This is a genomic window from Zestomonas insulae (genome assembly GCF_016901015.1).
GTDB classification, from domain to species: Bacteria; Pseudomonadota; Gammaproteobacteria; order Pseudomonadales; family Pseudomonadaceae; genus Aquipseudomonas; species Aquipseudomonas insulae.
Genome location: NZ_JAFEUP010000003.1, coordinates 482,435 through 503,159 on the forward strand (window position 1 = coordinate 482,435; position 20,725 = coordinate 503,159).

Here is a 20,725-nt window from a genome sequence, read left to right on the forward strand (position 1 = left end):
CCGAAGCGCAGGCGGTTCGCCGCTATAATCGCCGCCTTGCCGCTGGAGTCCCCATGATCGCCCTGCCTATCGACGCCGTTCTCGCCGACCTGCGCGCCGCGCTCGCCCTTCGTGACGAGGTGGTGCTGGAAGCGCCGCCGGGGGCCGGCAAGACCACCCGCGTGCCGCTCGCGCTGCTCAACGAGCCGTGGCTGGCCGGGCAGACCATCCTCATGCTCGAACCGCGCCGGCTGGCCGCGCGTGCCGCCGCCGAGCGGCTGGCCAGCGAGCTGGGCGAACGGGTCGGCGAGACGGTCGGTTACCGCATCCGCCTGGACAGCAAGGTCGGCCCGCGCACGCGCATCGAGGTGGTCACCGAGGGCATCCTCGCCCGCCGCCTGCAGGCCGATCCGGCGCTCGACGGCGTCGGCCTGGTGATCTTCGACGAGTTCCACGAGCGCAGCCTGGATGCCGACCTGGCCCTGGCGCTGTGCCTGAATGGCCGCGAATTGCTGCGCGACACACCGCTCAAGCTGCTGCTGATGTCCGCCACCCTGGAAGGCGAGCGACTCTCGGCGCTGCTCGGCGCCGCGCCGGTGGTGCGCAGCGAGGGGCGCATGTTCCCGGTGCAGACCCTGTGGGGGGCGCCGGCGCAAGTCGGCGAGGCGCTCGAACCACGGGTGGTGCAGACCGTGCTGCAGGCGCTCGGCGCCGAGCCCGGCAGCCTGCTGGTGTTTCTCCCCGGCCAGGCGGAGATCCGTCGGGTCCATGAACGCCTCGCCGAGCAGCTGGACGGGCGCGCCGACATCCTGCTCTGCCCGCTGCACGGCGAGCTGGACCTCGCCGCCCAGCGCGCGGCTATCGAGCCGGCGCCGGCCGGGCAGCGCAAGGTGGTGCTGGCCACCAACATCGCCGAGACCAGCCTGACCATCGACGGCGTGCGCGTGGTGGTCGACGCCGGGCTGGCGCGGGTGCCGCGCTTCGATCCGGGCAGCGGCATGACCCGCCTGGCCACTCAGCGTATCTCCCGCGCCAGCGCCACCCAGCGCGCCGGGCGGGCCGGGCGCCTGCAGCCGGGCAGTTGCTACCGGCTGTGGTCGCAGACCCAGCACGAGCAGCTGGCCGCCTACGACAGCGCGGAAATCCTCCAGGCCGACCTGGCCGGGCTGGCCCTGCAGCTGGCGCGCTGGGGAGTCAGCCCGGACGAGCTGCTGTGGCTCGACCCGCCGCCGGCGGCGGCCTACGCCCAGGGCCGCGAACTGCTCGGCCGCCTCGGCGCGCTCGATGCTCAGGGCCGCCTGACCGCCCACGGCCAGGCCATGGCCGAGCTGCCGGCGCATCCGCGCATCGCCCACCTGCTGCTGCGCGGTCAGGCGTTCGGCCTGGCCGAGTTGGCCTGCCAGGTCGCCGCGTTGCTCGGCGAGCGGGATATCGGCCCGCGCGGCGCGGGCGCCGACCTGCACAGCCGCCTGGCGCTGCTCGGCGCTGGTGGTCGCGCCGGCGGCGCCACCCAGCGGGTGCGCCAGCTGGCCCGGCAGTTTCAGGGCTTGTTGCCGCGCAGCAGCGTCGCGGCGCAGGCCGACGCCGAGCAGCCGCACTGGCTCGGTGCCTTGCTGGCGCTGGCCTATCCCGATCGCATCGCCCGTCAGCGCCGTGCCGGCGGTGCCGACTACCGGCTGGCCAACGGCCGCGCGGCGCAGTTCGGCGAACCGGACGCACTGATGAAGCACGAATGGCTGGTGGTCGCCGACCTCGGCAGCCGCCAGGGCCAGCGTGAGGAACGTATCTACCTGGCCGCCGACCTCGACCCGGGGCTGTTCGACGGGCTGCTCGCCGAGCAGGTCAGCCCGCGCGACGAACTGGAGTGGGACGAGCGCGAGGGTGTGCTGCGCGCCGAACGCCAGCGCCGGGTCGGCGCGCTGGTGCTGGACAGCCAGCCGCTGCCGCAACTCGACCCCGCCGCGCGCGGCCTGGCGCTGCTCGGCCTGGTCCGCCGCAAGGGCCTGGAGCTGCTCAGCTGGACCCCGGAGCTGCGCCAGTGGCAGGCACGGGTGGCGCTGCTGCGGCGCCTCGACTGGGCGGAGAAGGGCGCCAGCGAGTGGCCGGACTTGTCCGACGCGGCGCTGCTGGCGAGTCTCGAGGAGTGGCTGCTGCCGTACCTCGACAAGGTCAGCCGGCTCAGCCATTTCGCCGCCCTCGACCTGCCCGGCATGCTCGCCGGGCTGCTGCCCTGGCCACTGCCGCAGCGCCTCGACGAGCTGGCGCCGCGCAGCCTGGCGGTGCCGTCCGGCTCGCGGATCGGCATCGATTACAGCGAGGAGCCGCCGGTGCTGGCGGTGCGCTTACAGGAGCTGTTCGGCCTGGCCGAGACGCCGCGCATCGCCGGCGGCCGGCAGATCGTCAAGCTGCACCTGCTATCGCCGGCGCGCCGCCCGGTGCAGGTGACCCAGGACCTGGCGAGCTTCTGGGCCAATACCTACCTGGAGGTGAAGAAGGACCTCAAGGGGCGCTATCCCAAGCACTACTGGCCGGACGATCCGCTGATCGCCGAGCCGACTTCGCGCGCCAAGCCACGGCGCTGATAGTCCGGATCGCCGGGCATGCTGAGGTCGACGCCCTCGCGCTCCAGCGCCAAGTAGGCGGCGTCGAGGTCGTGCAGCAGTTTGGCGGCGTGCGGCTGGTGGCGCGACACGTGCAGGTACAGCGGCAGGCGTTCCAGCTCGACATGCGGCGGCACCGCCACGCCGAGGGATTGCGCGGCATCGTCGACGGCGATCGAGTAATCGAGCAGGTAATCGCCGCGCCGGCGCAGGAGCATTTCCAGCGCCGAGTCGTGCGAGCGGGTGCGGTGCTGGCCGATGCCCATGCCCGGATCGTTGAGGTACTGGTTGATGCTCGCCGAGTAGTTGTAACCGCTGATCATCACCAGCTCGCGGCCGATCAGGTCGACCGGCACCTGCGGCCTGGGCATGTCGGCGCGGTAGTAGAGGTTGAGGTTGATCGCGCTGAGCTGCTGCTGGCCGGTCAGCACATGGGCTTTCAGCAGTTCCTTGTGCGGCCCGGCCCAGATCTGCACGCTGCCGTCCTGCAGGCCGGTGTACAGGCGCGCGCTGGGCAGCGAGCGGAGTTCCAGCGGGTAGCCGGCGCGCTCGAGCAACAGTCGCATCATCTCGACCATCGGCCCTTGCGGCTTGCCGTCGGCATCGGTGTAGATCGACGGCGGGAAATCGTAGAAACCGACCACCACCGGGGCTACGGGTGGGGCGGCGAACGTCATGCCCGCGGCCAGCGCGAGCAACAGCGGCAGACACTTCAATGTACGCATGGACACCATCGCGGCTCGGGCCGTCTTCTTGTCTCTGGCGCTGAGTATGGGCAGAGCTTCTGGCGTTTGGCCAGCCTCGCGGCCGGCAGCTCGTCAGTGCTGCGCCGGCAGGAGGAATCGGCCGACCAGCGGTAGGTGATCGGAGATCTGCAGGGTGTCGCTGCGCCGCACATTGGCGGCCAGACGGGTCAGTTGCGGGCTGTGGAACAGGTAGTCGAGGGTGCGGTCCGGGCCACTGCTCTGCGGGTCGTTGGGGAAGTGTGTGTACCAGTCGGCGCGATCGGTGCCGCCGGCCTCGGCCAGGCTGGGAATCATCGGGTATTGCTTGGCCAGCACCGCCAGCTCGCTGTCCGCCGCGTACCAGCTGCGCTGGCGCAGCCCGAGCCGCTCGTACTGGCCGGGTGGCAGCAGGTTGAAGTCGCCGCCGAACACCCAGGGGGTCTTCTCCGCCTCCAGCTGGGCGAGCAGGCTGGCGCTCATGGCGATCTGCTTGTGCATAGTGTCGTCGCCCTGGGCGAAGGCATCCAGGTGCGTGTTGATCAGCGCGATCTGCCCGCCACCACGCACCGGCAGGTAGCTGAGCAGCAGCGCGCGCTTGAGGGCGAAGGCGCGGGTGATCGGGTCGGCCGGGATCAGCGGCAGTTGCAGGCGCTCGGCGCGGGCGATCTGGAAGCGGCTGAGGGTGGCCAGCTTCATGCCGACGCTGCCGAGGATCTTCGGGTGCGGCACGAACGCCGCCTTCCAGTAGAACGCCTGGCTGGTGCACGGATACAGGTCGCTGAGCCGCTCGCGCAGCAGCGCCAACTGGTCCTGGTAGTCGGTGGCCTTGGCGCCTTCGTGCAGTTCCTGCAGCAGCACCACGTCGGGCGCCTCGTCGCGGATCACCCGCGCCACTTCGTCGAGGGTGAAGGCCAGGTCTTCGGCGGTGGGGCGCAGGTCTGGGCCGCTGCCGTCGGCGAGGTCGTACCAGAACACGTAGCGCTTGCCGGCCAGGTACTGGACGTTCCAGGTCATCACCTTCAGCGCCTGGCCGGGCTGCAGGCTGGGCGCCGGGCCTTCGCAACTGACCGGCAGGTCCTCGCGCGCCGCCGGGTGCCAGGTGAGGATGTAGACCAGGGCGGCGAGACTGGTGGCGATGACCAAGAGGCTGAACAGGATGGGGCGGATGACGCGCGGCAGGGACATGGGCTGGGCCTGTCGGGGCTTGGACTATGCTGAAAGCCTAGGAGCATAGCCGACAGCCCGGTCGCTCCCAACCCCAGTGACGAGGCCTGCGCAGATGAACGAACCGCTGATTGCCCAGCGCGGCCCCTTCGCCGTGCAGGTGCTCGCCGGTCAGGATTACTTCTGGTGCCGCTGCGGGCGCAGCGCCAGCCAGCCGTTCTGCGACGGTGCGCACAAGGGCAGTGGCATCACCCCGCTGAAGTTCCACGCCGAGGAGGACGACCTGGTGTACCTCTGCGGCTGCAAGCACACCCGCACGCCGCCGTATTGCGACGGCACCCACAACCGTCTGTAGAGGCCGCCCGGGCATGCAGCGCAAGGTCTTCGCCAGCAAGGTGTTCGAACGCAAGGTGGTGGTGGTCAGCGGCGGTTGTGCCGGCATCGGTCGGGCGCTGGTGCTGCGCATGGCCCAGGCCGGCGCGCGGCTGGCGATCCTCGACCTCGAGCAGGGCGAACTGGACAGCCTGGTGCGCCACCTCGCCGATCACCACAACGTCGAGGCGCTCGGCCTGCACTGCGACGTCGCCGACGCGACGCAGGCGACCGAGGCCATCGCGCGGGTGATCGAGCGCTTCGGCGGGGTCGACGTGCTGATCAACAACGCCGGCATCACCCACCGCAGCACCTTCGCGGAAACCGACCTGGCGGTGTTCCAGCGGATCATGGCGGTCAACTACTTCGGCGCCCTGCACCTGACCAAGGCGGCGCTGCCCAGCTTGCTGCAGCGCCAGGGGCAGATCATCGTCCTCAGCTCGCTGTCGGGCTTCACCCCGCTGCTCTACCGCAGCGCCTACAACGCCAGCAAGCACGCGCTGCACGGCCTGTTCGACACGCTGCGCTACGAGATCAAGGGCTCCGGGGTCAACGTGATGCTGGTCTGCCCCGGCTTCACCGCCACCGACCTGCGCAAGAACGCGCTGGTCGCCGACGGTTCGGTGACCCGCCATCCGCCGCTGGCGATCGGCAAGGTGGCGGCGCCGCAGGATGTCGCCGAGGCGATCTACCAGGGCGCGCTGCGGCGCCGGCGCTTGCTGGTGCTGTCCAACGTCGACTGGCGCGCGCGGGTCCTGGCGCGCTTCTTCCCGCGGCTGTTCGAACGCGTGCTGCTGCCGCGGATTTCCGGGCTCAAGCCGCAGCGCTAGGTCACTCCAGCGTGCTGTCCCAGAAGGCCGCTTCGATCTTGTGGCCGTCGAGGTCGCGCACGAAGCAGCCGTAGTACGGCGCGCCGTACTCCTCGCGCGGGCCGGGCGCGCCGTCGCCGCTCGCGCCGGCGGCCAGGGCGGCCTGGTAGAAAGCGTCCACCGCTTCCTTGCCGAGGGCGATGAAGCCGAAGTGGGTGCCGTTGCCTAGGCTCGCCGGTTGGCCGTCGATCGGCCGCTGCACCCAAAACTCGGGGAAGTCGCGGCCGTAGGCCACGGCGCCGGGGTGCTCCATGATCCGCTGGCAGCCGAGGGTGGCCAGCACTTCGTCGTAGAAGGCCACGGCGCGCTCGAACTGGTTGGTGCCGATGGACACGTGGGACAGGATGCTGGGCGGGATATCGGTCATTGCGGGGTCCTCCTTGGAAAGTCGCCCGGTTAACCTTAGCGGTCCCGCGTCACCTCTACCCGCCGGTTTGTCTTAAAAGGTTTGCGGGCGGGCGAGCATGAACAGGCGGAACACCACCACGCTGGCGAACAGCTGCAGGAAGCTGCGCAGGCAATCGACCAGCAGCGGCAGCAGGCCCTCGTTCGGCACGCTGAGGTAGCTGAACAGCAGCCAGTCGAAGCCCCACAGCGGCGCCATCACCGCCAGCAGGCAGCTCAGCACCAGCCAGAACTGGCCGTTGGTCAGGCGGAAGCTTTCGCGCAGGGCTTCCAGCGGCGACTGGCGTTCCAGCACCACCAGGTACTCGGCGTAGGCCAGCTTGATCATCACCCACAGCCCGGGCAGCACGAACAGCGAAACGCCGATCATGATCAGCAGGCTGCTCAGCGCGGTGAGCACGGCAAAGCGCGGCCACAGCTGCAGGGCCATCGCCAGCAGGTCGCGGTGCCGCTGCGGGACGCCGCGCGTGCGGCTGTCCAGATAGAGAATCAGCGCGCCGGTGTACAGCGGGTAGAACAGCAGGCCGAGGAGTAGCTCGGAGGCAGCCGGTGCGCTGTCGCCGAGACTGGCCAGCAGCACTTGCCGGGCCAGGCATTCGATCGCCACCAGCGGCAGGCAGAGCAGGGCGATGGCGCCGAGGTGGCGGGAGAAGAAGTACCAGGAGTCGCGGAGGATCGGCAGCGGGTTCATCGGGGACATCGGTGGCAGGAGGACAGGGGCGACACTGTAGCCGATGGTCGCGATGCCGCCCAACGCCACTGTGTTACCGGCGGCGCAGCAGCTGCCAGAGCGCCAGGCCGAGCAGCACCCCGCCGATCAGCCGCGTGCTGTCCGCCGACAGGGCACTACGGCCGATGCCGGTGCCGCTCAGCGGCCGGACCAGGCTGAAGCCGACACCGTGCTCGGCGAACAGCAGGGCGGCGCCGAGGGCGAGCAGGATCAGCCACGGCCAGTTGGCGTGCAGAAAGGCCCTCATGGGGCGCTGGCGTGCAGGTGGTGTACGCGGTTCGGCAGGCTGGCGAGCAGGCGCGGCAGGTCAGCGGTGGCCACCTCCAGGGTCAGCTCCGGCGGGCCGGGCGAATAGAGCAAGTGCTCGTGGCCGAGCAGCGCGTCGTCGAACACCAACTCGATCTCTGCCGCATGGCCGAACGGGCAGGCGCACTGCGGCACGCAGCCGGTCAGCTCGATCAGTTCGGCGTCGCTGGCGACGCTCGGTCGTGCGCCGAGCAGGGTCTTCAGGCGTGGCCAGTCGGCGCGCGCGCCCTCGGCGGTCACCAGCATGGCGTAGCGGCCGTCCTTGAGACGCAGGAACAGGCTCTTGCTCTCCACCCCGCGCAGGCCGAAGCGGGCGCGCACGGCATGGGCGGTCGGGTAGTCGAGCACCGGTTCGTGCTCGACCAGGCGATAGGCGATGGCCTGTGTGTCGAGCAAGGCGAGGTTGCGGTCGTAGAGGGACATGAGCGCTGCGCTGGCGGAAGGGCCGGCCATGATAACCCTGCTCAGGCCGGCAGGCGGATGCGGAAGCAGGCGCCGCCGAGCGACGAATCGCCGAGCTCCAGGCTGCCGCCGTAACTGCCGAGCAGGTTCTGCTGGCGCAGCTTGAGGCCGTGGTCGTTGTCGGAGACGTTCTCGTAGGTCATGTAATAGCGGCCGTCGGCAGTTTCCTGACCGGCGCGCACGCCCCAGGTGCCGCTGTTGCTGATCACGCTGTCGAGCTTGGGCTTGGCCAGGTTCTGGTTCAGCGCATCGGATTTCTGCATGTTGTTGCTGGTTTCTCCCCAGGTCAGGCCGACGAAGTTGTCGGCGGCCTGGGCGCCGACGGCGGCGCCGAGTACGGCAGTGGCGAGGACGAGCTGTGGGAAGATTTTCATGGTCTAGCTCCTATCGAAGGGGTGGTTTGTTTCGACGGAGCTAGGTTACGAAGGGTATCCTGAACGCCTGCTGTCCACTCCCTGAACCGCAGCTGAACGAAGTGGCGCTCGCGCGTCCCCCTTGCATTGGAGCCGGCGATGAAGCGGATTGCAGTGTTCGCCGATGTACAAAACCTCTATTACACCGTCCGCCATGCCTACGCCTGCCACCTCAACTACGCGGCGCTGTGGGCGGACATCGGCCGCGACGGGCAGATCGTCGAGGCCTACGCCTACGCCATCGACCGTGGCGATGCCAAGCAGCAACAGTTCCAGCAGATCCTCCGCAAGCTCGGCTTCACCGTGCGCCTCAAGCCGTTCATCCAGCGCAGCGACGGCTCGGCCAAGGGCGACTGGGACGTCGGCATCACCATCGACGTGCTCGACGCCGCGCCGCGGGTCGACGAGGTGGTGCTGGCCTCCGGCGATGGTGATTTCGCTCTGTTGCTCGACAAGGTGCGCGGCAGCCACGGCATCGAGGCCACGGTGTATGGCGTGCCGAGCCTGACCGCCCAGGCGCTGGTGCGCTCGGCCAGCCGTTTCGTGCCGATCGACGGCGAGCTGCTGCTGAAGAGCTGAGCCGCGCGCCGTCCTTGACCCCGTTTGCCTGAGATCGACCCCGTGGAACCCATTGCCGTCATCGACTTCGAAACCACCGGAATCACCCCCGGACCGAACTGCCGCGCCACCGAAATCGGTGCGGTGATCATCGAGGACGGGCGCATCGTCGCCCGCTTCCAGAGCCTGATGAACAGTGGCGCCTGGGTGCCACCGTTCATTGAGCAGCTGACCGGAATCAGCAACGCCATGCTGCGCAGCGCCCCACCGGCGGCAGAAGTGATGCAGCAGGCCGCCGAATTCGTCGGCAGCACGCCGCTGCTGGCGCACAACGCCGCGTTCGACCAGAAGTTCTGGGACGCCGAGCTGGGCCTGATCCGCCGCAGCCGTCAGCAGCCTTTCGCCTGTTCGCTGTTGCTCGCCCGGCGGCTGCTGCCCGAGGCGCCGAACCACAAGCTCGGCACCCTGAATCGCTGGGCCGGCCTGCCGGACACCGGACGGGCGCACCGCGCGCTGGCCGACGCCGAGATGGCGGCGAACCTGACCCTGCACCTGGCCGCGCGGCTGCGCGAACGCCACGGCCTGGGCGCGGTGTCCCACGCGCTGCTGTGCAAACTGCAGAAGGTGCCGGCGGCGAAGATCGGCGAGATGCTCGGCAAGCTGCGCGCCGGCTAGCCGGCTATTGAAAAACTACCTGCGTTGCCATCGCAGCGTTTAAAACAGGCTCAAAATGCTCATTTACCCCTCGTAAACTGCGTTTTTTCGCCTGTTTTCGCCTTGCGCTGGCTGCCTCGCCAACGTTTTTCAAAAGCCGGCTAGGGCAGGATCACCAGGTGATTGGGTAGCTCGTTGCGGGCGTGGGTAGCCGGCAAGTGCGGTTTGAGCTGCTCGCCGCAGGCCTGAATGCAGTCGAGAAAGCCCTGCAGCGTCTCGCCCTGTTTCACCTGCTGGGTGAAGGCGGCGACGATGGCCTGCCAGGTCTGATCGGGCAAGCGCTGGGAAATGCCGCGGTCGACGAGGATTTCCACATAGCGCTCGGCTTCGGCGACGAAGATCAGCATGCCGGTCTCGCCGCTGGTGTGGTGCAGGTTGTGCTCGAGGAACTGCCGGCGCGCCAGGTTGGCGGCGCGCCAGTGGCGAATGCTGCGCGGCACCAGGCGGCTGGTCAGCGCCGGGATGCGCAGCAGCAGGCCGAGACCGATGAAGGTCGCCCACTGCACCGCCAGCAGTTCGTGGGCGCTCAGCCAGCCGAAGTGGTAGTCCACCGCGCCGGGCACCAGCAGCGCGACGATGCTCGCCCACAGCAGCGGCACGTAGGCGTAGTCGTCGGCGCGCGCCGCCAGCACGGTGACCAGCTCGGCGTCGGTATCGCGCTCGACCCGGGCGATCGCCTCGGCGACCTGTTGTTGTTCGCTTGCGCTCAGTAACGCCATGGCTTCTCTGCACTCATGGGAAGTGAATCACCAGCCGCCGGACGCGCCGCCGCCACCAAAACCGCCGCCGCCCCCGCCGAAACCACCACCGCCGCCGCCAAAGCCGCCGCCACCGAACCCGCCACCACCGCGGCCGACCCCGGAACCCAGCAGGCCGCCGAGCAGCATGCCGCCCAGTCCGCCGCCGCGGCCGAACAGGCTGATGACGATGATTAGCAGCAACAGCAGCAGCGGCGCGAAGGACGGCACCTGCTGCTCGTCCTGCTGGGCGCGGCTGCTCTCGGCCAGCGGCTCGCCGCCGAGCACCTGGAGCATCGCCGCGACGCCGTCGCTGATGCCCTGGGCATAGTTGCCGGCCTTGAACGCCGGGGCGATGACCTGCTGGATGATCACCGAGGACTGCGCATCGGTGAGGCGTTCCTCGAGGCCGTAGCCGACCTCGATGCGAATCTTCCGCTCGTCGCGGGCGATCAGCAGCAGCGCGCCGTTGTCCTTGCCCTTCTGGCCGATGCCCCAGTGGCGGCCGAGCTGATAGCCGAACTCCTCGATGGCCTGGCCCTGCAAGTTGGGCAGGGTGACCACCACCAACTGCTCGCCGGTGGCCTGCTCGTGGGCGGCCAGTTGCGCGCTGAGGCGCGCCTGGGTCGCGCCGTCGAGCATCCCGGCCTGATCGACCACCCGCCCGCTGAGCGCGGGAAACTCGGGCTGCGCCTGGGCCAGCCAGGCGCCGGCGCAGAGCAGCAGGAACAGCGGCAGGCGCAGCCAGTTGGCCATCAGAACTTCACTTCAGGGGCTTTTTCCGCCGCCGGGGCGGTGGCTTCGAAGTTGGTCCGCACCGGCATGCTGCTGTACATCAGACTGTGCCAGATGCGCCCGGGGAAGGTGCGGATCTCGGTGTTGTAGCGCTCGACCGAGGCGATGAAGTCGCGCCGCGCCACGGCGATGCGGTTCTCGGTGCCTTCCAGCTGCGATTGCAGGGCGAGGAAGTTCTGGTTCGACTTGAGGTCCGGGTAGCGTTCGGAGACCACCATCAGGCGGCTCAGCGCACCGCTCAGCTGGTCCTGCGCCTGCTGGAACTGCTTGAGCTTCTGCGGATCGTCGAGGGTGCTGGCGTCGACCTGGATCGAGGTGGCCTTGGCCCGCGCCTCGATCACCGCCACCAGGGTGTCCTGCTCCTGCTTGGCGTAGCCCTTGACCGTCTCCACCAGGTTGGGGATCAGGTCGGCGCGCCGCTGATACTGGTTCTCCACCTGCGCCCAGGCGGCCTTGACCTGCTCGTCGTAGGTCGGAATGTTGTTGATGCCGCAGCCGCTCAGCAGCGTGGCCAGCAGCACCAGCGCCGTCAGGCGTGCGCCGAAGGGGTATCCCGCTCTTGTCTGCATGATCCGTTGGCTTCCTGTAGGTGGGGGAGGGGTGGACCGCGCGGGCTCGGGCGCGCCGTGCGTGCCGGGCCGCGAGTCGGCCTGCGAGGTGATCGCCACGCCTCAAGCGTAGCCAAGCCACGAGAAGCAGGCTGAGCGGCGATGGCCTGTTAAACTTCGCGCCTCGGCTGTTTCGCCTCTTTCATCTTTGGTTACTCCCATGACGTTTGCTTCCCTCGGCTTGATCGAACCGCTGCTGCGCGCCATCGACACCCTAGGCTACGAAACCCCGTCGCCCGTGCAGGGCCAGGCGATCCCCGCCGTGCTTGCCGGCCGCGATCTGATGGCCGCGGCGCAGACCGGCACCGGCAAGACCGCCGGCTTCGCCCTGCCGCTGCTGCAACGCCTGACCCTGGAGGGCGCCCAGGTGGCCAGCAACTCGGTGCGCGCGCTGGTGCTGGTGCCGACCCGCGAGCTGGCCGAGCAGGTGCACGAGAGCTTCCGCCAGTACGGCCAGTTCCTGCCGCTGCGCACCTACGCGGTGTACGGCGGGGTCAGCATCAACCCGCAGATGATGAAGCTGCGCAAGGGCGTCGACCTGCTGGTGGCGACCCCGGGGCGCCTGCTCGACCTGTTCCGCCAGAACGCGATCAAGTTCAACCAGGTGCAGACCCTGGTGCTCGACGAGGCCGACCGCATGCTCGACCTCGGTTTCGCCGAGGAACTGCGCAGCGTCTACGCCGCGCTGCCGAAGAAGCGCCAGACCCTGCTGTTCTCGGCGACCTTCTCCGAGTCGATCCGTCTGCTCGCCGGGCAGACCCTCAACGACCCGCTGTCCATCGAAGTCAGCCCGCGCAACGTCGCCGCCAGCAGCGTCGAGCAGTGGGTGATTCCGGTCGACAAGAAGCGCAAGAGCGAGCTGTTCCTGCACCTGCTGCGCGAGCGCAAGTGGGGCCAGGTGCTGGTGTTCGCCAAGACCCGCAAGGGCGTCGATGCGCTGTGCGAGGAGCTGGAAGCCGAAGGCGTCAGCGTCGACGGCATCCACGGCGACAAGCCGCAGGCCACCCGCCAGCGCGCTCTGGACCGCTTCAAGGCGCGCGAAGTGCAGGTGCTGGTGGCGACCGACGTCGCCGCGCGCGGCCTGGACATCGATGACCTGCCGCTGGTGGTCAACCTCGACCTGCCGATTGTCGCCGAGGACTACGTGCACCGCATCGGCCGCACCGGCCGCGCCGGCGCCAAGGGCAAGGCGGTGTCGCTGGTCTGCGCCGATGAAGTGCAACTGCTCGCCGCCATCGAAGTGCTGACCCGCCAGACCCTGCGCCGCGTCGATGAGCCGGACTTCGAACCGGACCATCGCGTGCCGCAGACCGACGCCAGTGGCCAGGTGCTGAAGAAGCCGAAGAAACCCAAGACCACCGGCAGCAAGGCCGCGCTCGGCCGCTGGGTGGAAAGCGAAAGCGCGCCGGCCAAGCCGCAGGTCAAATCGGTGCGCAATGTGCCGAGCTTCAATACCGGGCCGAAGAAGAAAAAGCCCTGAGGGGCCGCCTGTAGGAGCGAATTCATTCGCGAAGCGCGCTGGCGCCAATCGCGAATAAATTCGCTCCTACCCAAGCGGATCGAGTGCTGCGCGATCTCGCTTCGCGCGCCCCCCGATCAGATGTTCTGCGCGATGCGCCAGAGCACCCCGCTCGGGTCGAACACGATGAAGTCGCGCATCCGCCACGGCTGGTCCTGCGGCGGGATCAGGCGCACGCCATAACGCTCGTCGAGCTTGGCCTCCTGCACCTGTGCCCACCAGGCCTCCACGTCCTCGACCAGCAGATGCATCATGCAGTTCTCCGCCCACTCCTTGACGTAGTAGTTCTGCAGCAGAAAGGCGCAGTGGTCGCCGTGGCTGAAGTAGGCCAGCTGCTCGTCCACCCAGCCCGGTTTGAAGCCGAGGTCGCGGTAGAACTGCTGGCTGAGGGCGAAGTCCTTGGCGGGGACGAAAGTCTTGAGTTCAACGCTGTTGAGATTGCGCATGGAAAAATCCTTGTAGTGGCGGCGAACAGGCTCGGCGGTCGTTCGGTGCGCCTCTGCCGGGCGCTGGCAGCCATCTTAGCTGCTCAGCGGGCGTTCCATGTAGCGGTGCGCAGCCAGCCCAGCGATCGCCGAGGCGCGCTCGGCGCACACGCGAAAGCCCAGGCGCTCGTAGAGCCGCTGGGCCAGCGGATTGCTCGCCGCCACGTCCAGCGCCGCGGTGCGCAGCGCCTGCGGCTCGGCCTGCTGCAGCAGATGGGCGATCAGCTGCCCGCCGATGCCCTGGCCGGTCAGCGCCGGCACCACGCCTAGGTGGGCGAGGTACAGCACGCTGCGGCTCGGCGGGCGGATCAACTGCTCGATGCGCAGGCCGCGGCCGATCACCGACCAGCCGTGGCGCGGCCCGTAGAAGCTGAGAATCTGCCGCAGCGCGCTGATGCTGTTGCGCAGGTTGGCCACCCCACTGAACGCCGTGCCGACCGCCACCACGCGGCCCTCCAGCTCGCCCACCCAGTGCTGGCGAAAGCCGAACTCGCCACGCCCGTCACGGAAGGCAAAGTGCAGGAAGTCCAGGGCACTGCCCTTGGCGGGCTGGTCGAACACATAGTCGAAGGCCAGCGGCCCGGAGCTGTAGATCAGCGGCACGGCCTGGGTGGCGTCGGCGGCGACGGCGGGGCGGAAGGTCAGCGACATGCGGCAATCTCGCGGCGGAGAAGAATTGCCGGAAATTAGCACTATCGTTCCAATTTTGCGAATTGCTCTCGCACCGCGCTCAGCGGGCGCGCAGCCACTCCAGCACGCCCTGTCCGGCGGCGCGGCCGCTGGCGAAACAGGCGGTGAGCAGGTAGCCGCCGGTGGGCGCTTCCCAGTCGAGCATTTCCCCGGCGCAGAACACCCCGGGTAGCGCCTTGAGCATCAGCCGCTCATCCAGTTGCGCGAACGGCACGCCGCCGGCGCTGCTGATCGCCTCGTCCAGCGGGCGCGGGCGCAGCAGGGTCAGCGGCAGGGCCTTGAGGGCCGCGGCGAGGCGTGCCGGATCGGCATAGGTGTCGGCGCCGGTCAGCTCACGCAGCAGGCCGGCGCGCACGCCGTCGATGCCGAGTTGGCCGCGCAGGTGGTTGCTGATCGACTTGCTGCCGCGTGGCTTGCGCAGCGCCGCCTCGACCTGGGCCTGGGATTTCTGCGGTAGCAGGTCGAGGCGCACGGTGGCGCTGTCGTGCTGGTTGATGCGCTCGCGAATCGCCGCCGACAGCGCATATACCAGGCTGCCTTCGAGGCCCGTGGCGGTGACCACGAACTCGCCCTGGCGTGGCGCTTCGCCGTCCAGCGCGAGGGCCACCGGTTTGACCGGTGCGCCGGCGAACTTCTCGGCGAACAGCGCGCTCCAGCTGGCCACTTCAAAGCCGCAGTTGCTCGGCTGCAGCGGTGCCAGGGCGACCCCGCGCGCGGCCAGCAGATCGACCCAGGCGCCATCCGAACCGAGGCGCGCCCAGCTGCCGCCGCCGAGGGCCAGCAGGGTGGCGTCGGCCTGTACCACCAGCTCACCGTCCGGGCCGGCCAGGCGCAGACCGCCGTCGGCGTCCCAGCCCAGCCAGCGATGCCGGGTGTGCAGGCGCACGCCTTGCTCGCGCAGGCGCTTGAGCCAGGCGCGCAGCAGCGGCGCAGCCTTCATGTCGGTGGGGAACACCCGCCCGGAGGTGCCGACGAAGGTGTCGATACCCAGGCCGTGAATCCAGCCACGCAACGCGTCGGCATCGAAGTCGGCGAGCAGTGTAGCGAGCTCCGCTTGGCGCGCGCCGTAGCGGCTGAGGAACTGCGCCTTGGGTTCGGCATGGGTGATGTTCATGCCGCCCACCCCGGCGAGCAAAAACTTGCGCCCGAGCGAGGGCATGGCGTCGTACAGGTCGACCACCAGCCCGGCCGCAGCCAGCACTTCGGCGGCCATCAGCCCGGCGGGGCCGCCGCCGATGATGGCGACATGGAAGGGAGTGGCTGGGCTCATCGACGGCGGTGCGGTGGCGAGTGGGGCCGGCATTCTACCCGAGGCTCAGTCGCGCGCGGGGGTTGCCGCGGGCGGTAGCCAGGGTTCGGCGAGGACCAGCGCGCCGAGGCCGCAGCGGCGCAGGCAGGTGAGCACTTGCAGCCAGGTCAGGTCGGTGCGGATGAAGCTCTCGGCGGGCACGAACAGCAGTTCGCCGGCGGTGCCGCCGGCCGGGCCGGCGTCCGGGCGGTAGACTGCGATCATGCCGTCGCGCGGTTCGTCGCGGGTCACGCAGAACACGTAGCGGCCATCGTCCTCGAGCAGGCCGACCACCAGGCCTTCCTCGTTGTCCAGGCCGGCGACCCGCGAGGCGGTGTCCTTGACCAACTGGTAGCCGGGAATGTTGGCGAGGATGCCATTCTCCAGCGGCTCCAGCAGCTGCCGGGCGAAGCGGGTGCGGGCCAGCAGGCCGGCGAGGAAGCAGATCAGCAGCAGCGCCACGAGGGCCAGCAGGCTGAACAGGGTGACCCCGGCGATGGCATGGTCGGGGAACATCGGCAGCAGCTTGGCGATCGCCGGGCGCAGCAGATGTACGGCCTTCTCCACCAGCACGCCGATCAGCAGCAGCGGCAGGATGAACAGCAGACCGCCCACCACCGTGGTTTTCAGGAATCGCAGCATGGCATCCACTCCATTTGGGGCGCGTTTGCCCAGCGCGGCCGATGCCGCGCGGCATGGTCTTCAGGTTAGCTGCTGTACCACCCGCTGCGCGCTGTGATGCAGCAGGCCATGGCGCCGCGCCAGCGCGGCGCGGTCCTTGTCGTAGCCACCGCCGATCAGCCCGGCGACCGGGATGTCGCGCTCGCGGCAATGGCGCAGTACGGCTTCGTCGCGCGCAGCGATGCCGGCGTCGCTGAGCGCCAGGTAGCCGAGCGCGTCGTCGCGGTGCACGTCGACGCCGGCGTCGTACAGCACCAGATCGGGCTGGTAGAGCGGCAGCAGGTAGTTGAGGCTGTCGTCGACCACCTTGAGGTAATCGGCATCGCCCATGCCGATCGGCAGCGGGATGTCCCAGTCGCTGCTGGCCTTGCGCGCCGGGAAGTTCTTCTCGCAGTGCAGCGATATGGTGATGGCGTCGCGCACGTCCGCCAGCAGGCGCGCGGTGCCGTCACCCTGGTGCACGTCGCAGTCGAAGATCAGCACCCGACCGACCTTGCCGGCCTCCAGCAGGTAGCGGGCGACGATCGCCAGGTCGTTGAAGATGCAGAAGCCCGAGGCGTGGTCGTAGTGCGCGTGGTGGGTGCCGCCGGCCAGGTGGCAGGCCAGGCCGTGCTCGAGGGCCAGTTCGGCAGTCAGCAGCGAGCCGCCCACTGCGCGCACCGTGCGCCGCGCCAGCGCTTCGCTCCACGGCAGGCCGAGGCGACGTTGCTCGGCGCTGGCCAGTTCGCCGCTGAGGAAGCGCTCGATATACGCCGGGCAGTGCACCAGTTCCAGCACCTCGCGCGGGCAGGGCGCAGGACGCAGCAGCGCGGCATCACTGGTCAGGCCGCTGGCCACCAGGTGATCGCGCAGCAGGCGGAACTTGTCCATCGGAAACCGGTGTCCGGCTGGGAAGGGCGGGCTGTAGTCGTCGTGGTAGACCAGCGGTAGCGGCATACAATGCTCCGGTACGGTCCGCGCAGTATGACCGAGCCGCCGCAAGGAGCCGAGATGAACGAGCTGATCGAACTGGAAAGTCCACGCCTGTATCTACGCCGCTGGCGTGCGCAAGACTTGCCCGCGCTGGCCGCGTTGAACGCCGACCCCGAGGTGATGCGCTATTTTCCGACCTGCCTCTCGCGCGAGCAGAGTGATGCGCTGGCGGCGCGCCTCGACTCGCACTTCACCGAGCATGGTTTCACCTTCTGGGCGTTGGAGCGCAAGGACGACGGCAGCCTGATCGGCTTCACCGGGCTGGCGCGGGTCGACTTCGCCGCGCCGTTCACCCCGGCGGTGGAGATCGGCTGGCGCCTGGCCCGCGCGCACTGGGCTCAGGGTTTCGCCCGTGAGGCGGCGCGCGCGGCCTTGGCCTGCGCCTTTGACCGATTGCAGTTGGACGAAGTGGTGTCGTTCACCACGTTGGGCAACCGACCCTCGCGGCGGGTGATGGAGTCCATTGGCATGCAGCGTGAGCTGGCGGGCGACTTCGAACACCCGAACCTGCCGCCCGGCCATCCCTTGCGCCGGCATGTGCTGTACCGGCTGCGCCGCGCCGACTGGCACCTCGCTCTATGAACGACAGCGAGGCAGTGCGTGCCTATCACCAGCTGAGCAAGCACCAGCCGCAGCGTTTTGCGCCGGGGCCGGGGCAGCTCGATTGGGCGACCCAGCCGGCGCCGTTCCGCCATTATGCCGGGGCGCGACTGATCGAGCTGTGGCAACGCCCCCTGGAGGAGTCGCCGCGCTACGACGCGGTATTTGCCGGCCCGCTCGGCGCGCCGGCGCCGCTCGACCGCGCCAGTGTCGCGCAGCTGCTCTACGACAGCCTGGCGATCTCCGCCTGGAAGGAGGCCGGCGGCAATCGCTGGGCGCTGCGGGTCAATCCGTCGTCGGGCAACCTGCACCCCACCGAGGCCTACCTGCTGCTGCCGCCGGGCGCCCTGCACGACACCGCGCTGCTCACCCATTACCGCGCCGATGCGCATGCCCTGGAGGTGCGCGCGGAGCTGCCGGCGGCGCTTGGCGCCGGCTTGCCGGCCGATGGCCTGCTGCTCGGGTTGAGCAGCATCGCCTGGCGCGAGGCGTGGAAGTACGGCGAGCGCGCCTATCGCTACTGCCAGCACGACCTGGGCCACGCCCTCGCGGCGCTGGCGATTGCCGCCAGTGCTCTGGGCTGGCAGGTGCGCCAGCTGCACGGTGTCGCCGAGGCGCGTCTGGATGGCTTGTTCGGCGTCGATCGCGACGGCTTCGCCGAGACCGAACGGATCGACTGCCTGCTGTGGATCGGTGCGCCCCGCGCAGGCGAGCCGTTGCTGGCGGAATCCTTGCTGCGCGGCCTGGCGGCGCTCGAACTGCACGGCGCGCCGAATCGCCTGTCGCGCCAGTACCGCGAGTGGCCGGAGCTGTCCCGCGTGCAGGCGCTGTGCCGCGCCCCGGCCTTGCCCGTGCAGGCGTGGGCGACGCCGTCCGCGCTGGCCCGCGACGACAACCCCGGTTTGCCGCTGCGCCCGTTGCTGCACCGACGGCGCAGCGCGCAGGCCATGGACGGCAAGGCCGGCATCCACGCCGAGCTGCTGTTCGCCTGGCTGCGTCGCCTGCTGCCGGAGCAGTCGCCGGTGCCGTTCGCCGCCAGCGGCACGGCGCCGATGGTCGACCTGCTGCTGTTCGTCCATCGCGTGCAGGGGCTGACGCCGGGACTGTACTGGCTGGGACGCACGCAAGACGCGCCACAGCCCGGGCTGCGCGAGGATTTTCTGTGGCAGCGCCTGGACGGCGAGCTGCCGCTGTATCGCCTGCTCGAAGGCGACTCGCGTGGCCTGGCCGGTTTCCTCGCCTGCGGCCAGGACATCGCCGCCGACGGCTGCATCGCCGTGGCCATGCTGGCGCGCTTCGATGCCGCGCTGGCCGGCGGCGCCTGGCACTATCCCCGGCTGTACTGGGAGTGCGGGCAGATCGGCCAATTGCTGTATCTGGAAGCCGAAGCGGCGGGATTGTCTGCCACGGGCATTGGCTGCTACTTCGATGATGCGGTACATGAATTGCTGGGCGTTGCCGACAGTCGCTGGCAAAGCCTTTACCATTTCACCGTGGGTCGCGCGGTGTGGGACGAACGCCTGACGTCCCTGCCGGCTTATGAAGAATTGCGCAGACCGCCGCCCGTGAGCGGTCGCAAGGGAGACGATCGATGAGTCGAGTGCTGGATGAGCTGGTGTCACTGTTGAGTCTGGAAGCCATCGAGGAAGACCTGTTTCGCGGCAAGAGCCAGGACCTCGGCTTTCCCCAGTTGTACGGCGGACAGGTGATCGGCCAGGCGTTGTCGGCGGTCAGCCAGACGGTCGAGGCGGAGCGCCACGTGCATTCGATGCATGGCTACTTCCTGCGGCCCGGCGACGCGCAGATGCCGGTGCTCTATCAGGTCGACCGCGTACGCGACGGCGGCAGCTTCAGCACCCGGCGGGTCACCGCGATCCAGAAGGGCAAGCCGATCTTCTTCTGCAGCGCCTCGTTCCAGGCCGATGAGCCGGGTTTCGAGCACCAATTGCCGATGCCCGACGTGCCAGGCCCGGAGAACCTGCGCAGCGAGCAGGACATCGCTCGCGAAAACGCCCACCGGCTGTCCGAGCGGATGCGCGACAAGCTGGTGCTCAACGACAAGCCGATCGAGATTCGCCCGGTGAGTCTCGACAACCCTTACGACCGCAAGCCCAGCGAGCCGCTGCAGTACCTGTGGTTCCGTGCCGCCGGCAAGCTGCCGGACGATCCGCTGATCCACAAGTACCTGATGGCCTACGCCTCGGACTTCAACCTGCTGGGCACCGCCTTGCTGCCGCATGGCATCCCGAATTTCGCCCGCGACATGCAGATCGCCAGCCTCGACCACTCGCTGTGGTTCCACCGCAACCTGCGCGCCGACGAGTGGCTGCTGTATGCCATGGACAGCCCTTGGTCCGGCAATGCGCGTGGCTTCAACCGCGGCAGCATCTTCACTCGTGATGGTCAGCTGGTTGCCTCGTCCGCCCAGGAAGGGCTGATCCGCCGCCGCGAGAAGCGTCCGTGAAACTCCGCGAGGCGCGCCACTGGGTGTTCGACATGGACGGCACCCTCACCGTGGCGGTCCACGACTTCGCGGCAATCCGCCGCGCGCTGGGCATTCCGCCGGAGGCCGACATCCTGCATTACCTAGCAGCCTTGCCGGAGGCGGAAGCCGCCGCCAAGCACGCCTGGCTGCTCGAGCACGAACGGGAACTGGCGATCGGCTCGCAGGCCGCGCCCGGCGCGGTGGCGCTGGTTCGCGAACTGCACGAGCGCGGCTGCCGGCTCGGCATCCTCACCCGCAACGCCCACCCGCTGGCCCTGCTGACCCTCGGCGCGATCGGTCTGGGTGACTGCTTTGCCAGCGAGGACGTGATCGGCCGCGACGAAGCACCGCCCAAGCCCGACCCTGGCGGCCTGCTGCACCTCGCCAAGCAATGGGGCGTGGCGCCCAGCGAACTGGTGATGGTCGGCGACTACCGCTTCGACCTCGACTGCGCACGCGCCGCCGGCGCGCACGCTGTGCTGGTCAATTTGCCGGAAAACCCCTGGCCGGAACTGGCCGACGCCTTCGCGCGGGACTGTGGGGAGTTGTTGGCGCAGTTGTAGCGCCA

General features: G+C 69.2%; 24 protein-coding genes and 1 pseudogene. 10 read left to right on the top strand and 15 right to left on the bottom strand.

Features of this window, described 5'->3' with window-relative positions; translation table 11 throughout:
- Positions 1 to 53: 53 nt before the first annotated feature.
- Entirely contained in the window at positions 54 to 2,561 is a 2,508-nt protein-coding gene (gene hrpB / locus JQX08_RS12040) for an ATP-dependent helicase HrpB (protein ID WP_205348617.1), read from the top strand.
- Here the strand turns inward: hrpB and JQX08_RS12045 are convergent.
- Together JQX08_RS12045 and JQX08_RS12050 are read right to left on the bottom strand one after the other, a co-directional pair.
- The gene (locus JQX08_RS12045; RefSeq protein WP_205348618.1) at positions 2,501 to 3,304 is read right to left on the bottom strand and encodes a substrate-binding periplasmic protein; all 804 of its coding nucleotides are present in this window, start codon (positions 3,302 to 3,304) and stop codon (positions 2,501 to 2,503) included. The genes hrpB and JQX08_RS12045 overlap by 61 nt on opposite strands.
- Positions 3,305 to 3,397: 93 nt before the next feature.
- A complete protein-coding gene (locus JQX08_RS12050) occupies positions 3,398 to 4,489 on the bottom strand; it encodes an endonuclease/exonuclease/phosphatase family protein (RefSeq protein WP_205348619.1) in 1,092 nt (363 codons plus the stop codon).
- 94 nt (positions 4,490 to 4,583) lie between these two features.
- Between JQX08_RS12050 and JQX08_RS12055 the strand changes: the two genes are divergently transcribed.
- A complete protein-coding gene (locus JQX08_RS12055; protein WP_205348620.1) occupies positions 4,584 to 4,823 on the top strand; it encodes a CDGSH iron-sulfur domain-containing protein in 240 nt (79 codons plus the stop codon).
- A gap of 13 nt (positions 4,824 to 4,836) precedes the next feature.
- Positions 4,837 to 5,670, top strand: a complete 834-nt coding sequence (locus JQX08_RS12060; RefSeq protein WP_205348621.1) for an SDR family oxidoreductase — start codon at positions 4,837 to 4,839, stop codon at positions 5,668 to 5,670.
- Between the two features lies 1 nt (position 5,671).
- Here the strand turns inward: JQX08_RS12060 and JQX08_RS12065 are convergent, their stop codons facing one another.
- The 5 genes and pseudogenes from JQX08_RS12065 to JQX08_RS12085 all read right to left on the bottom strand — a co-directional run.
- The gene (locus tag JQX08_RS12065; RefSeq protein ID WP_205348622.1) at positions 5,672 to 6,076 is read right to left on the bottom strand and encodes a VOC family protein; all 405 of its coding nucleotides are present in this window, start codon (positions 6,074 to 6,076) and stop codon (positions 5,672 to 5,674) included.
- Positions 6,077 to 6,148: 72 nt separating this feature from the next.
- Positions 6,149 to 6,805 (bottom strand): YciC family protein, encoded by a 657-nt coding sequence (locus tag JQX08_RS12070; protein WP_205348623.1) that lies wholly within the window; start codon positions 6,803 to 6,805, stop codon positions 6,149 to 6,151.
- A gap of 73 nt (positions 6,806 to 6,878) precedes the next feature.
- Positions 6,879 to 7,091, bottom strand: a complete 213-nt coding sequence (locus JQX08_RS12075) for a hypothetical protein (RefSeq protein ID WP_205348624.1) — start codon at positions 7,089 to 7,091, stop codon at positions 6,879 to 6,881.
- Positions 7,088 to 7,573 (bottom strand): YbaK/EbsC family protein, encoded by a 486-nt coding sequence (locus JQX08_RS12080; RefSeq protein ID WP_205348625.1) that lies wholly within the window; start codon positions 7,571 to 7,573, stop codon positions 7,088 to 7,090. The genes JQX08_RS12075 and JQX08_RS12080 overlap by 4 nt, the downstream gene beginning before the upstream one ends.
- 68 nt (positions 7,574 to 7,641) lie before the next feature.
- A pseudogene (locus tag JQX08_RS12085) lies at positions 7,642 to 7,986 on the bottom strand (hypothetical protein); the annotation flags it as partial.
- Between the two features lie 138 nt (positions 7,987 to 8,124).
- Here JQX08_RS12085 and JQX08_RS12090 point away from each other — a divergent pair.
- Positions 8,125 to 8,604, top strand: coding sequence for a LabA-like NYN domain-containing protein (locus JQX08_RS12090; RefSeq protein WP_205348626.1), 480 nt, complete (start codon positions 8,125 to 8,127; stop codon positions 8,602 to 8,604).
- Positions 8,605 to 8,646: 42 nt separating this feature from the next.
- A complete protein-coding gene (locus JQX08_RS12095) occupies positions 8,647 to 9,258 on the top strand; it encodes an exonuclease domain-containing protein (protein ID WP_205348627.1) in 612 nt (203 codons plus the stop codon).
- Positions 9,259 to 9,398: 140 nt separating this feature from the next.
- Here the strand turns inward: JQX08_RS12095 and JQX08_RS12100 are convergent, their stop codons facing one another.
- From JQX08_RS12100 to JQX08_RS12110, 3 genes are read right to left on the bottom strand one after another with little or no spacing between them, the layout of a single operon-like run.
- Complete coding sequence (locus tag JQX08_RS12100; protein ID WP_205348628.1) at positions 9,399 to 10,016, bottom strand: TPM domain-containing protein; 618 nt, start codon at positions 10,014 to 10,016, stop codon at positions 9,399 to 9,401.
- Between the two features lie 27 nt (positions 10,017 to 10,043).
- The gene (locus tag JQX08_RS12105) at positions 10,044 to 10,790 is read right to left on the bottom strand and encodes a TPM domain-containing protein (RefSeq protein ID WP_205348629.1); all 747 of its coding nucleotides are present in this window, start codon (positions 10,788 to 10,790) and stop codon (positions 10,044 to 10,046) included.
- Entirely contained in the window at positions 10,790 to 11,398 is a 609-nt protein-coding gene (locus JQX08_RS12110; RefSeq protein WP_205348630.1) for a LemA family protein, read from the bottom strand. Before JQX08_RS12110 ends, JQX08_RS12105 begins: the two co-directional genes overlap by 1 nt.
- A 199-nt stretch (positions 11,399 to 11,597) precedes the next feature.
- On the opposite strand from JQX08_RS12110, the gene rhlE1 reads away from it, so the two are divergent.
- On the top strand, positions 11,598 to 12,917 hold the full coding sequence (gene rhlE1, locus JQX08_RS12115) for an RNA helicase RhlE1 (RefSeq protein ID WP_205348631.1): 1,320 nt from the start codon (positions 11,598 to 11,600) through the stop codon (positions 12,915 to 12,917).
- A 116-nt stretch (positions 12,918 to 13,033) separates the two neighbouring features.
- Here rhlE1 and JQX08_RS12120 read toward each other — a convergent pair whose 3' ends face one another.
- From JQX08_RS12120 to JQX08_RS12140, 5 genes are all read right to left on the bottom strand, one after another.
- Complete coding sequence (locus JQX08_RS12120; RefSeq protein ID WP_205348632.1) at positions 13,034 to 13,402, bottom strand: VOC family protein; 369 nt, start codon at positions 13,400 to 13,402, stop codon at positions 13,034 to 13,036.
- A 75-nt stretch (positions 13,403 to 13,477) separates the two neighbouring features.
- Complete coding sequence (locus JQX08_RS12125; RefSeq protein ID WP_205348633.1) at positions 13,478 to 14,092, bottom strand: GNAT family N-acetyltransferase; 615 nt, start codon at positions 14,090 to 14,092, stop codon at positions 13,478 to 13,480.
- Between the two features lie 79 nt (positions 14,093 to 14,171).
- Complete coding sequence (locus JQX08_RS12130; protein WP_205348634.1) at positions 14,172 to 15,434, bottom strand: TIGR03862 family flavoprotein; 1,263 nt, start codon at positions 15,432 to 15,434, stop codon at positions 14,172 to 14,174.
- A gap of 12 nt (positions 15,435 to 15,446) precedes the next feature.
- The gene (locus JQX08_RS12135) at positions 15,447 to 16,061 is read right to left on the bottom strand and encodes a hypothetical protein (RefSeq protein ID WP_205348635.1); all 615 of its coding nucleotides are present in this window, start codon (positions 16,059 to 16,061) and stop codon (positions 15,447 to 15,449) included.
- A 60-nt stretch (positions 16,062 to 16,121) separates the two neighbouring features.
- A complete protein-coding gene (locus JQX08_RS12140; protein WP_205348636.1) occupies positions 16,122 to 17,036 on the bottom strand; it encodes a histone deacetylase family protein in 915 nt (304 codons plus the stop codon).
- A gap of 54 nt (positions 17,037 to 17,090) precedes the next feature.
- Between JQX08_RS12140 and JQX08_RS12145 the strand changes: the two genes are divergently transcribed.
- From JQX08_RS12145 to JQX08_RS12160, 4 genes are read left to right on the top strand one after another with little or no spacing between them, the layout of a single operon-like run.
- Positions 17,091 to 17,654, top strand: a complete 564-nt coding sequence (locus tag JQX08_RS12145) for a GNAT family N-acetyltransferase (protein ID WP_205348637.1) — start codon at positions 17,091 to 17,093, stop codon at positions 17,652 to 17,654.
- The gene (locus JQX08_RS12150; RefSeq protein WP_205348638.1) at positions 17,651 to 19,267 is read left to right on the top strand and encodes a SagB/ThcOx family dehydrogenase; all 1,617 of its coding nucleotides are present in this window, start codon (positions 17,651 to 17,653) and stop codon (positions 19,265 to 19,267) included. Before JQX08_RS12145 ends, JQX08_RS12150 begins: the two co-directional genes overlap by 4 nt.
- Positions 19,264 to 20,136, top strand: a complete 873-nt coding sequence (gene tesB / locus JQX08_RS12155; RefSeq protein ID WP_205348639.1) for an acyl-CoA thioesterase II — start codon at positions 19,264 to 19,266, stop codon at positions 20,134 to 20,136. The genes JQX08_RS12150 and tesB overlap by 4 nt, the downstream gene beginning before the upstream one ends.
- Positions 20,133 to 20,720 (top strand): HAD-IA family hydrolase, encoded by a 588-nt coding sequence (locus JQX08_RS12160; protein ID WP_205348640.1) that lies wholly within the window; start codon positions 20,133 to 20,135, stop codon positions 20,718 to 20,720. Before tesB ends, JQX08_RS12160 begins: the two co-directional genes overlap by 4 nt.
- The last annotated feature ends 5 nt before the right edge of the window (positions 20,721 to 20,725 follow it).

Bases quoted from the DNA above. Each gene is read 5' to 3' on its own strand.
- hrpB (WP_205348617.1), top strand. From the start codon at position 54: ATGATCGCCCTGCCTATCGACGCCGTTCTCGCCGACCTGCGCGCCGCG.
- JQX08_RS12045 (WP_205348618.1), bottom strand. From the start codon at position 3,304: ATGCGTACATTGAAGTGTCTGCCGCTGTTGCTCGCGCTGGCCGCGGGC.
- JQX08_RS12050 (WP_205348619.1), bottom strand. From the start codon at position 4,489: ATGTCCCTGCCGCGCGTCATCCGCCCCATCCTGTTCAGCCTCTTGGTC.
- JQX08_RS12055 (WP_205348620.1), top strand. From the start codon at position 4,584: ATGAACGAACCGCTGATTGCCCAGCGCGGCCCCTTCGCCGTGCAGGTG.
- JQX08_RS12060 (WP_205348621.1), top strand. From the start codon at position 4,837: ATGCAGCGCAAGGTCTTCGCCAGCAAGGTGTTCGAACGCAAGGTGGTG.
- JQX08_RS12065 (WP_205348622.1), bottom strand. From the start codon at position 6,076: ATGACCGATATCCCGCCCAGCATCCTGTCCCACGTGTCCATCGGCACC.
- JQX08_RS12070 (WP_205348623.1), bottom strand. From the start codon at position 6,805: ATGAACCCGCTGCCGATCCTCCGCGACTCCTGGTACTTCTTCTCCCGC.
- JQX08_RS12075 (WP_205348624.1), bottom strand. From the start codon at position 7,091: ATGAGGGCCTTTCTGCACGCCAACTGGCCGTGGCTGATCCTGCTCGCC.
- JQX08_RS12080 (WP_205348625.1), bottom strand. From the start codon at position 7,573: ATGTCCCTCTACGACCGCAACCTCGCCTTGCTCGACACACAGGCCATC.
- JQX08_RS12090 (WP_205348626.1), top strand. From the start codon at position 8,125: ATGAAGCGGATTGCAGTGTTCGCCGATGTACAAAACCTCTATTACACC.
- JQX08_RS12100 (WP_205348628.1), bottom strand. From the start codon at position 10,016: ATGGCGTTACTGAGCGCAAGCGAACAACAACAGGTCGCCGAGGCGATC.
- JQX08_RS12105 (WP_205348629.1), bottom strand. From the start codon at position 10,790: ATGGCCAACTGGCTGCGCCTGCCGCTGTTCCTGCTGCTCTGCGCCGGC.
- JQX08_RS12110 (WP_205348630.1), bottom strand. From the start codon at position 11,398: ATGCAGACAAGAGCGGGATACCCCTTCGGCGCACGCCTGACGGCGCTG.
- rhlE1 (WP_205348631.1), top strand. From the start codon at position 11,598: ATGACGTTTGCTTCCCTCGGCTTGATCGAACCGCTGCTGCGCGCCATC.
- JQX08_RS12120 (WP_205348632.1), bottom strand. From the start codon at position 13,402: ATGCGCAATCTCAACAGCGTTGAACTCAAGACTTTCGTCCCCGCCAAG.
- JQX08_RS12125 (WP_205348633.1), bottom strand. From the start codon at position 14,092: ATGTCGCTGACCTTCCGCCCCGCCGTCGCCGCCGACGCCACCCAGGCC.
- JQX08_RS12130 (WP_205348634.1), bottom strand. From the start codon at position 15,434: ATGCCGGCCCCACTCGCCACCGCACCGCCGTCGATGAGCCCAGCCACT.
- JQX08_RS12135 (WP_205348635.1), bottom strand. From the start codon at position 16,061: ATGCTGCGATTCCTGAAAACCACGGTGGTGGGCGGTCTGCTGTTCATC.
- JQX08_RS12140 (WP_205348636.1), bottom strand. From the start codon at position 17,036: ATGCCGCTACCGCTGGTCTACCACGACGACTACAGCCCGCCCTTCCCA.
- JQX08_RS12145 (WP_205348637.1), top strand. From the start codon at position 17,091: ATGAACGAGCTGATCGAACTGGAAAGTCCACGCCTGTATCTACGCCGC.
- JQX08_RS12150 (WP_205348638.1), top strand. From the start codon at position 17,651: ATGAACGACAGCGAGGCAGTGCGTGCCTATCACCAGCTGAGCAAGCAC.
- tesB (WP_205348639.1), top strand. From the start codon at position 19,264: ATGAGTCGAGTGCTGGATGAGCTGGTGTCACTGTTGAGTCTGGAAGCC.